This window comes from Pseudomonas sp. NPDC086581 (genome assembly GCF_044746165.1).
Classification (GTDB): Bacteria; Pseudomonadota; Gammaproteobacteria; order Pseudomonadales; family Pseudomonadaceae; genus Pseudomonas.
This window is the reverse complement of record NZ_JBIVBR010000021.1, coordinates 47,588-59,957: the sequence shown is the minus strand read 5'-3', so window position 1 is coordinate 59,957 and position 12,370 is coordinate 47,588. Positions and strand designations below refer to the sequence as shown.

Annotated in this window: 12 protein-coding genes; 7 read left to right on the top strand and 5 right to left on the bottom strand. The window is 67.0% G+C overall.

The window, feature by feature from the left end:
• The first annotated feature begins 102 nt into the window (after positions 1 to 102).
• From ACIPK7_RS28575 to ACIPK7_RS28560, 4 genes are read left to right on the top strand one after another with little or no spacing between them, the layout of a single operon-like run.
• Positions 103 to 972, top strand: a complete 870-nt coding sequence (locus ACIPK7_RS28575) for a hypothetical protein (protein WP_401091683.1) — start codon at positions 103 to 105, stop codon at positions 970 to 972.
• Between the two features lie 47 nt (positions 973 to 1,019).
• Positions 1,020 to 4,430 carry a YadA-like family protein gene (locus ACIPK7_RS28570; RefSeq protein ID WP_401091681.1) on the top strand — a complete coding sequence of 1,137 codons (3,411 nt, stop codon included), beginning with the start codon at positions 1,020 to 1,022 and terminating at the stop codon, positions 4,428 to 4,430.
• A 50-nt stretch (positions 4,431 to 4,480) separates the two neighbouring features.
• Positions 4,481 to 5,308 carry an OmpA family protein gene (locus ACIPK7_RS28565; RefSeq protein ID WP_401091679.1) on the top strand — a complete coding sequence of 276 codons (828 nt, stop codon included), beginning with the start codon at positions 4,481 to 4,483 and terminating at the stop codon, positions 5,306 to 5,308.
• Positions 5,309 to 5,318: 10 nt separating this feature from the next.
• Complete coding sequence (locus ACIPK7_RS28560) at positions 5,319 to 6,185, top strand: hypothetical protein (RefSeq protein ID WP_401091677.1); 867 nt, start codon at positions 5,319 to 5,321, stop codon at positions 6,183 to 6,185.
• A gap of 46 nt (positions 6,186 to 6,231) precedes the next feature.
• Here the strand turns inward: ACIPK7_RS28560 and ACIPK7_RS28555 are convergent, their stop codons facing one another.
• The 4 genes from ACIPK7_RS28555 to ACIPK7_RS28540 form a co-directional block, all read right to left on the bottom strand.
• Entirely contained in the window at positions 6,232 to 6,696 is a 465-nt protein-coding gene (locus ACIPK7_RS28555; protein WP_192435790.1) for a hypothetical protein, read from the bottom strand.
• A gap of 325 nt (positions 6,697 to 7,021) precedes the next feature.
• Positions 7,022 to 7,333 (bottom strand): hypothetical protein, encoded by a 312-nt coding sequence (locus ACIPK7_RS28550; RefSeq protein ID WP_192435789.1) that lies wholly within the window; start codon positions 7,331 to 7,333, stop codon positions 7,022 to 7,024.
• Complete coding sequence (locus tag ACIPK7_RS28545; RefSeq protein ID WP_401091675.1) at positions 7,312 to 7,938, bottom strand: NAD(P)H-binding protein; 627 nt, start codon at positions 7,936 to 7,938, stop codon at positions 7,312 to 7,314. Before ACIPK7_RS28545 ends, ACIPK7_RS28550 begins: the two co-directional genes overlap by 22 nt.
• Positions 7,939 to 8,032: 94 nt before the next feature.
• Entirely contained in the window at positions 8,033 to 8,821 is a 789-nt protein-coding gene (locus ACIPK7_RS28540; RefSeq protein WP_401091674.1) for an AraC family transcriptional regulator, read from the bottom strand.
• 143 nt (positions 8,822 to 8,964) lie between these two features.
• Here ACIPK7_RS28540 and ACIPK7_RS28535 point away from each other — a divergent pair, with 143 nt between their 5' ends.
• Positions 8,965 to 9,318, top strand: a complete 354-nt coding sequence (locus tag ACIPK7_RS28535; RefSeq protein WP_081518306.1) for a VOC family protein — start codon at positions 8,965 to 8,967, stop codon at positions 9,316 to 9,318.
• Here the strand turns inward: ACIPK7_RS28535 and ACIPK7_RS28530 are convergent.
• Positions 9,288 to 10,178 carry a LysR family transcriptional regulator gene (locus ACIPK7_RS28530; protein WP_192435786.1) on the bottom strand — a complete coding sequence of 297 codons (891 nt, stop codon included), beginning with the start codon at positions 10,176 to 10,178 and terminating at the stop codon, positions 9,288 to 9,290. The genes ACIPK7_RS28535 and ACIPK7_RS28530 overlap by 31 nt on opposite strands.
• Positions 10,179 to 10,319: 141 nt before the next feature.
• On the opposite strand from ACIPK7_RS28530, the gene ACIPK7_RS28525 reads away from it, so the two are divergent.
• Positions 10,320 to 11,867 carry an MFS transporter gene (locus ACIPK7_RS28525; RefSeq protein WP_401091672.1) on the top strand — a complete coding sequence of 516 codons (1,548 nt, stop codon included), beginning with the start codon at positions 10,320 to 10,322 and terminating at the stop codon, positions 11,865 to 11,867.
• A 150-nt stretch (positions 11,868 to 12,017) separates the two neighbouring features.
• The gene (locus ACIPK7_RS28520) at positions 12,018 to 12,272 is read left to right on the top strand and encodes a hypothetical protein (RefSeq protein ID WP_192435784.1); all 255 of its coding nucleotides are present in this window, start codon (positions 12,018 to 12,020) and stop codon (positions 12,270 to 12,272) included.
• Positions 12,273 to 12,370: the final 98 nt, after the last annotated feature.

Sequence of the window (12,370 nt, the reverse complement as noted above, 5' to 3'; positions counted from 1 at the left end):
TGCGGAAAAACTGTGATGGTGGAGCGGGGAGGACTCTGAGTTCGCTTTGCCTCCGCCCTTCCTAGCATGGCGGTAACTCGAACCTTTACAGGAGTTGCCGCCATGAACCATCCCTCTAAAACCGCCGGCTGCAGTCGCTCCGGCAAGCTTTCCGCCCTCGCCCTGGCCTTGCTGGTCGCCACTGGCTCGGCCCTGGCCGGCCCGGTCCAACCTGCGCCGCAGGCTCCCGCTCAACAAGGCGCACAGCCCGTCGCGCAACAGGTCACTCACCCCCTGGTGCTGCTGGCTCACCAGCAACTGCTCGAAGGCGACCTTGCCTCGGCCCAGGCGCTGCTGCGCGAAGCCGGCGCGCAAGGGCAGGGCGGCAGCCGTGCCCTGGCCGAGCAGGCCTTCATTGAGGATGCCGGCGGCCGCCACATGCGTGCCCGGCAGTTCTACGACGCTCTCAAGGGCAGCGACCAGGCGGCGGTGATCGCCTTGCCGTCAGCAGTGAACCTCGCCGCACTGGGCCGCTTCGACCAGGCCGGCAAGGCCTTCGCCGAACTGCAGAAAACCTCTCCCAATCCGCAGGTCCAGGCCTACGCCGGCCTCTGGAACCTTTGGGTAACCGCCCGCCAGGCCAGCGACGTCGGCGTCAAACCGGCTGTTACCAAGGCGCGTGTGGAGAAACTCGCCCGCGCCATCAAGCCGGTCGACGAGCACCAGCGCGCCATGCTCGCGCTGTTCCAGGGCAAGTCCGACAGCTCTGCGGTGTTCGCCCAGATCGATGGCCTGCAGGCCCCCGACGCGGTCAAGCGTGACCTGCGCACCGAGGCCGGGCTGTTCGCCGGCGGTTATCTCGACTACGTCCGCCAGGACCACGCCGGCGCGCTGCGCCTGTACGAGCGCGCGCTGCAGCAGTCGCGCCCGACCGCCATGGAGCGCCCGCAACTGATCCAGTCCAGCCGCGCCCTGCAGCTGTCCTCCCGCTGATATCCCTTCGCAGAATCCGGGGGCAGCGCCCCTGGAAGGAGCTTCTCATGAACAGGATTTATCGTCTGGTCTGGAGTACCACGCGTAATGCGTGGGTCGCCGCTTCGGAGTTCGCCACGGCGCACCGCAAAACGGGGCGCGGTGTGATGGTCGGGACGCTGGCCGTCTCGATACTTTGCAGCCCGCTGACCTCGACCTTCGCGGCGACGCCGTATAAGAACGGGTCGACCTTCGAGAAGGGTGTTTCCGGCAATCCCGGCCTCTACGTCAATGATGCCAGCAACGATTCGGGTTGCATCTTCGTCCACGACACCGGGGATACCGGCAGCACCGGCTGGAAGTACGACAGCAACAACACCAACTGCCTGACCAGCGACAAGGCCAGTCAGACCGCCCGTGTCCTCTTCTATGGCTCTGGCGCCCGCACCGACGGCACTGACTCCCTGACCCTGGGCAACGAGCTGTACGTCAACGGCGGCCGCATCGGCCTGAACAACAAGTTCGGCACCAACCCGACCAACTCCATGGCCATTGGCAATATTGGCACCGATGCCAGCGGCAACCCCACCGGCACTCGCGCCACCGCACAGGACTCGGTCGCCATCGGCAACGATGCTGTAGCCAGCCAGCAGAACGCCATGGCCCTGGGCACCGGTGCGCAGGCCAACGTCACCGGCGGCGTGGCCCTGGGTTCGGGCTCCGTGGCCGGCACCGTTGCCGGCCAGCAGGGCTACCTGCCCAGTAACGTGGCCCCGGACCGCGCCGCCGCCATCATCGCAACCACCGGCACCCTTGGCGCCATTGCCGTGGGCGACGCTACCACCGGCAACTACCGGCAGATCACCGGCCTGGCCGCCGGCACCCTGGACAGCGATGCGGTCAACGTCGCCCAGCTCAAAGGTGTAACTGGCCAACTGGCCCAGGACGCACTGCTCTGGGATCCGACTGCCGACAATGGCCAAGGCGCGTTCAGTGCCAATCATGGCGGACGCGGCCCGAACAAGATCAGCAATGTCGCTGCGGGCGACGTCAACAGCACTTCCACCGATGCGGTCAACGGTTCGCAGCTGTACCAGACCAACCAGAACGTCACCAATGTCGACAACCGCGTGAGTAATGTCTTCGGCGACGACAGCGACAGCAATGTCACCCTGAACGGTCGCGGCATCCGCTATGTGCGCACCAACGACAGCGGCCTGCCGGTGGAAGACGCCTACGCCAGGGGCCAGGGTTCCACAGCGGTTGGCTACCAGGCTCAGGCGACGGGAGACAGCGCGCTTGCCCTGGGCCGCAACGCCACTGCCAGCACTTCTAACAGCGTGGCGCTGGGCGCAAACAGCAGCACGGGGACGGATCTGAACAGACCGGCCTACATGGCGGGCGGCCATCCGCCCCGAGGGCTGGCGACCGGCGAAGTCTCGGTCGGCGCAATCAACGCAGAACGTCGTATCACCAACCTCGCCGCCGGCGCCGACGACACCGATGCGGTGAACGTCTCGCAACTGCGGGGCGTTGCCGACCGCGCCGAGCAACTGAGCCAGGACGCGCTGCTCTGGGACTGGGGCACCAACAGCTTCAGCGCCAACCACTATGGCATTGGGCCGAACAAGATCACCAACGTCGCCGCCGGTGATATCAACGACACCTCCACTGACGCAGTGAATGGTTCGCAGCTCTCCGCAACCAACACCCAGGTCACGAACCTGGACGGTCGCGTCACCAACGTCGAAGGCGATGTCTCCGATCTGGGCGACCACGTCGACAACATCTACAAAACCGGTACCAAGTACTTCCACGCCAACTCCACCGGCACCGATTCGGCAGCCCTCGGTCAGGATTCCGTGGCCATCGGCATGGGTGCTGTATCCAGCCATGACGGCAGCGTGGCGCTGGGCGCCGGCTCCATCGCCGATGGCAGCACCCTGGGGCATCAGGCGTACCTGGTGGGCGGGACCGCAACGGGTGAAGTCAACGTCGGCAATCGGCGTGTCACGGGTGTTGCAGCAGGCGCGGAAGAAACCGACGCGGTGAACGTCTCGCAACTCAAGGGCGTTGCCGACCGCACCGACCAGCTGGGCCAGGATGCGCTGCTCTGGGACCCGACTGCCAACGGCGGCAACGGTGCCTACAACGCCAACCACGGCGGGCGTGGGCCGAGCAAGATCACCAACGTCGCCTCCGGCGATATCAACTCCACTTCCACCGACGCGGTGAACGGCTCGCAGCTCTACGAAGTGACCACCCAGATCAACAGCATCACCCTGGGCGGCATCAAGTACTTCCACGCCAGTTCGCAGAAACCCGACTCGGTCGCCAGCGGCACCGATTCCATCGCCGTCGGCCCGGCCGCCCAGGCATCCGGGACTTCTTCCCTGGCAATGGGTGACGGCGCCAATGCCAGCGCCAGCAACGCCAGTGCGGTTGGCAGCAGCGCAACCGCCAGCGGGGATAGCGCCACTGCGGTGGGCACCGGCGCCAGCGCCACCGGCAGTTCCTCGGTGGCCATGGGTGACGGTGCTGCCGCCACCGGTGAGCGCAGCTCGGCCATCGGCGCCGGGGCCAGTGCCGAGGCAGCCAACAGCGTGGCCCTGGGCGCCGACTCGGTGGCCGATCGCGACAACAGCGTCTCGGTGGGCAGTGCCGGCAACGAACGGCAGATCACTAACGTCAAGGCCGGCGAGGCCGACACCGATGCGGTCAACGTCTCCCAGCTGCGCGATCACGGCGACACGATCAACAGCACCATCAACAACGTCGACAATCGCGTCACCCAGGCGAAGACCGACATCACCCAGCTGCAGAACGGCACTGATGGCATGTTCCAGGTGAACAACAGCAGCAACCTGCCCAAGCCGCGCCCCACGGGCACCGATGCGGTGGCTGGTGGTGCGGGAGCAGAGGCTTCCGGCAACAACAGTGCGGCCATCGGCACCCGTGCGCGGGCAAGCGGCGCCAATGCCACTGCCCTGGGCAACGGCTCCAGCGCCCAGGCGCAGAATTCGGTGGCAGTGGGCGCCAACTCGGTGGCCGACCGCGCCAACAGCGTCTCGGTGGGCAGCGCCGGCAACGAGCGGCAGATCACCAACGTCGCCGCCGGCACTGCGCCGACCGACGCGGTGAACGTCAGCCAGTTGCAGCAAAGCATGGGTGACATCTCCAACCAGTTCTACGACTACACCGACTCGCGCTACAACGCGCTGCGCCACGACCTGAAGAAACAGGACGACATCCTCAGCGCCGGTATCGCCGGGGCCATGGCCATGGCAACCCTGCCGCAGCCGCACTCGGCCGGGGCCAGCATGGCCACCGTCGGGCTGGGCAACTACCGCGGCCAGGGCGCCCTGGCGATTGGCGTTTCGCGCATCTCCGACAACGGCAAGTGGGTCACCAAGCTGCAGGGCAGCACCAGCAGCCAGGGTGACGCCGGCGTCGCCGTCGGTCTCGGTTACCAGTGGTAAGTCATTGCGTCGCGGCCCGGCCCCGGTCGGGTCGCGCAGAGGAGGTCAAGATGAATACTTTCAATATCCGCAACCTGTGCACCCTGGCTCTGGCCTGCAGCGGTCTGCTGCTGGCGGCCTGTGGCAGCCACAGCGTGGTCGATGCCCAGGGCCATAGTGCCGATCCTAAATTCCCCGCCATCAGTGATTCCTATCGCCCTCAGGGCAGCTACGTGAACCTGGAGAACCTGGGCAAGGTGCAGCCGGGCATGGGCAAGGCCCAGCTCTACGAACTGCTCGGTACCCCGCACTTCCAGGAGGGCATGTTCGGCGTGCACGAGTGGGACTATGTCCTGCGCTTCCGCCGCGCCGGCCGCGAGGATCTGGTCTGCCAGTACAAGGTGCTGTTCGACAAGGACATGCAGGCGCAGACCTTCCTGTTCTCGCCGGTTGACTGCCTGGATCAGGCCAGGCCTGCCCAGCAGTCCCCCGTGACGGCGCCGGTGCCTGCGGCCCCGCGGCGCGTCACCCTCGGCGGTGATGCCACTTTCGCCTTCAACAGCGCCGAACTCAGCCCTGCCGGCCGCGCAAGCCTGGCATCCCTGGCCGAACAATTGAAAGCGCAGCAGCCGTCGCGCATCAGCATCACCGGCCACACCGACCGTCTCGGTTCGCCCGCCTATAACCTCGACCTGTCGCGCCGTCGCGCCGAGGCGGTGCGCAACTACCTGGCCGCCGCTGGCGTGCCGTCGGCTGCGATGCGCGTACGTGGTGCCGGGGCGGCCGAGCCGGTCGCCGATTGCCCGGATATGCCGCGCGCCCAACTGATCAACTGCCTGGCGGCCGATCGCCGGGTCGTCATCGAATCCAGCGCCGTTGCGGCGCAAGCTCAAGAGTGAGGAACACGCCATGAACATTCAAAGCAAATGGCTGACCGCGATGTTGATTCCCGTTTGCCTGCTGGCCGGCTGCAAAGGCTCCGATCAGGCTCCCGCTAGCCATGCCTCCACGACCACCCAACAGAAACTGGGCACGCTGGACTATCCGGCACTGCCGATCATCCGCAACGCTGTGTTCAGCATGAGCCCGCTGGTGGACGGCAAGCGCAACCCCGCCGTGATGCAGCAGATCTGCGGGCTGGCTCGCGCTGAAACCAGCCAGGCGGAGGTGGACCGCTTCGTCGCTGCCAGTGGCGAGACCACGCAGCATCTGAAAGAGAAGGGCGGCGTAACCGCGCTGCTGGTCAACGGCAACCGCGCCGGGCAGCAGATCGCCTGCGCCGCCTACCTGGCGACCGCGCCGATGATCCAGGTGGACGGCAACGAATTCATCGCCCCGCAGAAAGGCGCCGACGGCAAGGTCCAGGTCGACCAGGCCCGTCTCGGCGAAGTCATGGCCGTGCGCATGGCCCTGGCCCGCACCGATGCCGAGTACTTCACCCTGATCGCCGAGAAGCTGCAGCAGACCCCTGGCCTAACCGACGCCCAGTATCAGGCCCGTACCCGCGAGCTGTTCTCCGAGCTGGCACCCGCCTACCTCAAACGCGTCAAGGAAATGATGCCGCCACCCGGCACCCGCTTCGACCTGAAGCAGATGGACAGTGAGCGCTTTGCCTTCAGCACTTCCAACGGCGGCGAGTACGAATACAGCAGCGACGGCATGACGCTGCGTCAGGACAACATCACCTGGTACGGCAACGGCCAACTGATGGGGCAGTCGCATACCCTGAAGATCGCCTACTACCCGGAGGCGGTAACCCAGGCGTTGGCCAAGTGACTGGCGGGAAACCGAATAGAAGACGGCCCTGAGCGGGCCGTCTTTTTTATCGCGGCTCCACCCGCTGCGCCAGCGTCCGTCGCGCCGGTCGGGTGGGCCTGATGACCTTGTTGGCGTCATAGGAGGTGCGGTACACCACGTACAGCGCCAGCAGCGGGACCAGCGAGATCAACGTGCGGAACGTGGCGTAGCCCACGGAGCTGAGCCGTTTGTTCAGACGGAAGATGTACACCAGCATGGCGATCCACAGCACCGGCGAGAGATAGGCAAGGATCAGGAACAGCAGGGGCACCCCGCCGGTCAGTTTGAGGAACAGCGAAGGCAGCATGCTCAGCACCAATGTCCCCATGAAGCAGTATTGCATGCGCTTCTTGAGCTGCAGGAGCGGCTCGCTGTCAGTGGCTTTCGGCTCCAGCAGGTCGGCAGTGGGTGGGGCGTAGGCGGCTGTGATATCCAGCGAACCGGTAGGCGATGAACCGATCTCCCCGGTCTTGATGTTCCGGTCACTCATGACGGCATCCTTGGTCTGTTTGTTCTTCGTATTGTCATCGGGCGTTGGCTGGCAACAGCCAGGGCGTTGCCGCAGAAGCCGGCAGTCGGTTGCGCGAGCGGTGCCCCGAGAGTGGCCAGGGTTGTTTTCCCAGACTTGCTGCAAGCGGCGGCATATTGCCAGTTGGTGAAGGCCGCGCAAGCGGGGCAATCGCCATTCTGCAAGGTGGTTCCGCCTGCTGCGAGAGGCGACACACGCCCCGATACTGCTCCGGATTACCCATCCCACGGAGGGGCGAAAGCATCCAAGCCTGCGCTTGTCTCGCCAACTACCACGCGGGCTGTGCCTATCTGCCTCGGCTCTCCCTCATCACCCTGCGCAACCCATACGCCGCTACCGCCCCGAGCGTCCCGCCCAGCAACGTGGCCAAAAGATCCGTCAGCAGACCCAGTGCGCTGTCGATGCTCATGCTTCGCAGGTAGTTGCCCAGCTCAGGCCACAGCGCCAGCCAGACACCGATGAACACCAGCACGAGGTCGTACCAGAGGCCGCTGACGCCGGCCGGCCGATAGCTGCGCACGAAGAGGATGAAGGCGCTGAAGGCCAGCGCCAGCAGCAGGGTACCGAGAAACTGGCTCAGTGCATCGGGGCCGGACATGGCGGCAACTCCTCGCCTCTGCGCAGGCGCAAACACTGGCCGGTGTGCAGGCCCAGTTGCATCTCGTCCAGCAGCGCCTCGGCGTAAGAGAACGTCAGGGCAGAGTCGTCGGCGGAGGCGTTGCCGGCGCGGCTGAAGTCGTCGATGCGCAGGCCTTCGGGCATTCGTGGTGCTTCCACCAGTGTCCAGTCCACGCCGCTGACTTCAAGGCTGCGGGCGAGGCCGGCCCCAAGTTGTTCCTGATCGGCATCAGCAGGTTCCACCAGCCAGCCCCAGTGACCGACCAGCAGCAGGCGCGGCACTTGCACTCGCAAGCACCCGTCGATCAGTGCGCCGCACTGCGGTGGGAGACTTTGCGCGGGTTGGTCGTCGAGGAACGCGAACACAGCGTCCAGCCCTGACACGGCCTCGCTGACCGCGATCGACGAATCCAGGCTGCCCAGCTTGCAGCGCAGGCCCGGGCGGGCGCGCAGACGGTTGAGATCATCGACCAGCACGGTGACTTCGTGTTGGCGTTGCAGGGCGCCGGCAATCAGCGCCTGGCCGAAGCTGCCAAAGGGCTTGAACAGCCCAAGTTTGAGAGTCGGGGTTTCCAGGTTGTGCATGGAGGCTCCTTCGACAGCGGTGGTTCGATGGATGCGACATGTGCATATCGAAGGAGAGCGCCGGCGAGGGTTCAGTCCAATTGCGCGAGCGGTGCTAGGCGGTCGCCGCAGTACTGTCCGCCGAGGCCTGGTAACTGCTGGGCGCCACGCCAAGGCTGCGGCGGAACATGCTGGAGAAGGCGCTCGGGCTGTCGTAGCCCAGTTCCAGCGCGACGCGGGTGACCGGGTTGCCTGCCGCCAGCCGCGTGACGGCGGCGAGCAGGCAGGCCTGCTGGCGCCACGCGCCGAAGGAGAGGCCGGTCTGCTGGCGGAACAGCCGGCTGAAGGTGCGTGTGCTGCAATGCAGTTCGGCGGCCCAGAGGTCCGCGGTGACATTGATGGCCGGTGCGCGCAGGAAGTCCCGGCACAGCTCCAGCAGGCGCGGGTGCGCCGGCAGCGGGGCAAACAGCGGCAGGCTCGGCGCCTGGCGCAGCTCGTGGAGCAGCAGGCGGATCAGGTCGCCGTCGCGGCCGTTCTCGTCGTGCAGCGCCGGCACCTCGACGCTGGCCAGCAGCAGGTGATGCAGCAGTGGCGAAACGGTCAACGCCTGGCACAGCAGGGTATCGCGCACCGGCACCTGCGGGTCGATGTACAGGCTGCGCGTGCTGACACCGCGCATCAGCACCCGATGCTGCTTGCCGGCGGGAATCCACACGCCGCTGTAGGGTGGGATCACCCAGGCGCCGTCCTCGGTCTCCACCTCCATCAGCCCGCTCATGCCATAGAGGAACTGCGCCCGGCGGTGGGCGTGGGGCTTGAGCAGTGTGCCGAGCGGGTAGTCGGTGCCGATGGCGAGCACGGCGCGGTCGACGTCGTCGACGCTGGCGAGGGGGATGTTGAGCATGGCGGCGAATCTGGCTGAGTCGCGATGATTATTCGTCAATCGGCGGGAAATGGCCAATCAGCCTGCGGCTGACCGGCGCGGTGCGCTTTGCTCGCAGGGATTTGCCGTAGGATCAGGCCGACATGACTTGCCAGGAGGCGACTATGGGTATCCGCGGAAACGACCGTCAGATCGACAACATCGAGTTCAACGTCAGCGACATCGCGCGCAGCAAGGCCTTCTACGGTAGCGCCTTTGGCTGGAGCTTCACCGACTACGGTCCCACCTACAGCGAATTCAGCGACGGTCGCCTCACCGGTGGCTTCACCACTGGCGAGCCGGTGCGCCCGGGCGGCCCGCTGGTGATCCTCTACGCCGACGACCTGGCGCAGACACAGGCGCGCCTCGAAGCCGCCGGCGCCACCATCAGCCGCGCGACCTTTGCCTTCCCCGGCGGCCGGCGCTTCCATTTCATCGATCCGGACGGCTACGAGCTGGCGGTGTGGTCGGCGGACTGAGCCCGGACCTGTTCGATGTAGCGCCGCACCAGCGGTGATTTCTCGAAGCGCCGGTACAGCAGCGAGAGCCAGGAGCGCGGCGCGCAGTCGACGAGCGGGCGGTAGTTCACCTGCGGCAGCTGCACCCGGCGCACCACGGACTCGGGGACGATGGCGACGCCGCGGCCGAGGGACACCAGCGCGATCACCGCGACCAGGCTGCCCGGCTGCTGGCCCAGGCGCGGGGCGAATCCGCCGGCGCTGGCCACTTCCAGCGTGCCGGAGATCTGCTCCGGGAGGATGAAGGTTTCACCACTCAAGCGCGCGGCGCGAATCTCCGGCAGCTCGTTGAGGCGCGAGGAAGCGGGCAGGGCGAGGACGAAGCCTTCCTCCTGCAGGGCGATGGCTTCCAGCTCCTCCGGCAGGCTCATCGGCGAGCGCACGTAGGCGAGGTCGAGCGTTCCGTCGCGTACCTGCGCCGGCAGTTGCGCCATGGGCGCTTCGCTGATGTCCAGATCCACCGCCGGCAGAGCGCGGGTGAATTGCTCGACATGCTGCTGCAGCACGCCGGAATAGGCCGCCGAGGCCACGTAGCCCAGGCGCAGGTGCCCGGTTTCGCCGCGGCCGGCGCGCTGCGCGCCCAGTTGCGCGGCGTCGAACTGGCGTACCGCGAGTCCGGCTTCCGCCAGCAGGGCTTCGCCGGCGGCGGTCAGGCGCACCTCGCGCTGGCTGCGCTGGAACAGCAGCACGCCGAGCTCCTTTTCCATGTCCTGGATCTGCCGGCTCAGGGTCGGCGGGGCGATGCCCAGTTGCTCGGCCGCGCGGGTGAAGTGGCCGTGGTGGGCGACGCTGAGGAAGTAGCGGAAATGACGGATTTCCATATTCGTTAGTCGCAGGCTAATGACGAAGGCCGCCGTGGCTAACAAGCCCGGCGCACGCGGGCGTTACCGTGGAGGCAACACTACAAGGCCGGCGCGGCGAGGGCAAAACCCGGCGCGCCGGCCAGCGCGGGAAGCCTTGCCATGTCCGACCCTGTGATTCGCCCACGACCCTCCGCCCGTTTTACCCTGCTGACCGCTTCGGCGGTGTGCGCGCTGATCATCCTCGACACCAACATCGTCGCGGTTTCGCTGCCGAGCATCGCCCGCGACCTGTCCGGCTCCTTCGCCGATATCGAGTGGGTGGTCAGCGCCTACCTGCTGGCCTTCGCCGCCTGCCTGCTGCCCGCCGGCAGCCTGGCCGACCGTTTCGGCCGGCGGCGCATGCTGCTGCTCGGGCTGGTGCTGTTCGGCGTAGCCTCGCTGGCCTGCGGTGCGGCGCCGAGCCTGCTGTTCCTGGATATCGCCCGCGCCGCCAAGGGAGTCGGCGCCGCGTTGCTGCTGACCTCGGCGCTGGCCGCCATCGGCCATCGCTTCCACGAACCCGAGGAGCGCCTGCGCGCGTGGGCCTTCTGGGGCGTATGCATGGGCGCCACCATCACCTTTGCGCCGCTGCTGGGCGGGGTGATATCCGCGACCCTGGGCTGGCGCTGGATCTTCTATCTCAACCTGCCGCTGGTGGTGCTGCTGGGAGCGATGGCGCTGCGCAGCATCGAGGAGTCCCGCGACAACGCGGCCGCGCGCCTCGACCCGCTGGGCAGCCTGACCTTCGCCGGCGGCCTGGGCTACCTGATCTGGGCGCTGATCGATGGCAACCGCGTCGGCTGGGACAGCCCACCGACCCTCGCGCGGCTGCTGGTCAGCGCCGGGCTGCTCGGCCTGTTCGTGCTGGTGGAGCGCAGCCAGGCGCGGCCGATGATCGACCTGCGGCTGATGCGCAGCGCGCGTTTCATTGGCGCCTTGCTCGGCATGTTCGCCTACGCCGCCTGCGCTCAGGTGATGATGACCCTGCTGCCGCTGTACCTGCAGAACGGACTGCAACTGTCGGCTGTGGCGGCGGGCGCGGGCATGCTGCCGTTCGCCCTGGCGATGCTGCTGGCGCCACGGGTGGGCATGCGCCTGAGCGGGCGCTTCAGTCCGGCGCGGATTTTTGCCCTGGGGTTGGTGCTGGTCGGTGCGGGCAACCTGCTTTGCGCGCTGGCGGCCGGGCAGGGCGGTTACCTGGCCTTCGCCCTCGCCAGCCTGGTTCTGGGCGCCGGTGCCGGGCTGCTCAATGGCGACACGCAGAAGAACATCATGGCCTGCGTGCCCCGCGAGCGTACCGGCATGGCCTCGGGGTTGAGCACCACCACGCGCTTCGCCGCCATCGTGCTGGCCGTGGGCATTCTGGGCGGTGTCCTGGCCGCACGCAGCGCCCAGTTGCTGCGTGACGCGCTGGTAAAGCTTGCCCCTGCGCAGATGGAGAAGGCCGCCGAGATGGCGACCCGCGCGGCGGCGGGGGACTTCACGGCCGCGCTGACGCTGGTCGATCCGGCCCAGCGCATTGCTCTCGCACCGGTCGTGCGCCAGGCCTTCATCGGTGGTTTCCAGAGTGTGCTGCTGGTGGCGGGCATCGCTGCCCTGGTTTTCGCCGTACTAGTGGGCACGCTGCTCGACCGGCCGATGCCGGTCCACGAGCCATTGCCGGCCTGAAACGGCCGTTTGTCCGCTACCGCGTGGAACGGCGGCGGTTGCCGGAACTGTCGCTTGCCCGGCCGGGTCAGGAATCAGTAAGAGTGCGCGCTGTGCGCCTCGCCGTCGTCATCCTGAGAACAGGCCGTACAAGCCCAGGGGGGAAACCGCATGCAGCAGTCTAGCGAGCCGGAGTTCATGGCGCCTAGTGAATACCTGACTTCCACGGGAGTCGCCGTGTTGATGTCGCCGCGTTACATCGCCCCGGGCAAGGTGGGTGAGGTGCTGCTGTCGCTGGCGAAAATGCCGGCCGGCGTCTCGCCGCTGGATGTGGTGGTCGGCCCGTGGGAATCCCATGAGGAAGCCTTCCAGGCGTCCCATGACGCGGCTGAACGCTGGGTCGAGCGCCTCGACGACAGCGTCTGACGCAGCGGCGCGCTGGCGCCCCTCCTGAGCGTGATGGCTGGCGCCGTGGAACACTCCGGCGCCGGCTTTTTCCAATTCGTTCATTCAGCCTCGACGCC

What these genes read in the sequence shown, in the direction of transcription:
- ACIPK7_RS28575 (WP_401091683.1), top strand. Translation starts at nt 103, where the DNA reads ATGAACCATCCCTCTAAAACCGCCGGCTGCAGTCGCTCCGGCAAGCTT.
- ACIPK7_RS28570 (WP_401091681.1), top strand. Translation starts at nt 1,020, where the DNA reads ATGAACAGGATTTATCGTCTGGTCTGGAGTACCACGCGTAATGCGTGG.
- ACIPK7_RS28565 (WP_401091679.1), top strand. Translation starts at nt 4,481, where the DNA reads ATGAATACTTTCAATATCCGCAACCTGTGCACCCTGGCTCTGGCCTGC.
- ACIPK7_RS28560 (WP_401091677.1), top strand. Translation starts at nt 5,319, where the DNA reads ATGAACATTCAAAGCAAATGGCTGACCGCGATGTTGATTCCCGTTTGC.
- ACIPK7_RS28555 (WP_192435790.1), bottom strand. Translation starts at nt 6,696, where the DNA reads ATGAGTGACCGGAACATCAAGACCGGGGAGATCGGTTCATCGCCTACC.
- ACIPK7_RS28550 (WP_192435789.1), bottom strand. Translation starts at nt 7,333, where the DNA reads ATGTCCGGCCCCGATGCACTGAGCCAGTTTCTCGGTACCCTGCTGCTG.
- ACIPK7_RS28545 (WP_401091675.1), bottom strand. Translation starts at nt 7,938, where the DNA reads ATGCACAACCTGGAAACCCCGACTCTCAAACTTGGGCTGTTCAAGCCC.
- ACIPK7_RS28540 (WP_401091674.1), bottom strand. Translation starts at nt 8,821, where the DNA reads ATGCTCAACATCCCCCTCGCCAGCGTCGACGACGTCGACCGCGCCGTG.
- ACIPK7_RS28535 (WP_081518306.1), top strand. Translation starts at nt 8,965, where the DNA reads ATGGGTATCCGCGGAAACGACCGTCAGATCGACAACATCGAGTTCAAC.
- ACIPK7_RS28530 (WP_192435786.1), bottom strand. Translation starts at nt 10,178, where the DNA reads ATGGAAATCCGTCATTTCCGCTACTTCCTCAGCGTCGCCCACCACGGC.
- ACIPK7_RS28525 (WP_401091672.1), top strand. Translation starts at nt 10,320, where the DNA reads ATGTCCGACCCTGTGATTCGCCCACGACCCTCCGCCCGTTTTACCCTG.
- ACIPK7_RS28520 (WP_192435784.1), top strand. Translation starts at nt 12,018, where the DNA reads ATGCAGCAGTCTAGCGAGCCGGAGTTCATGGCGCCTAGTGAATACCTG.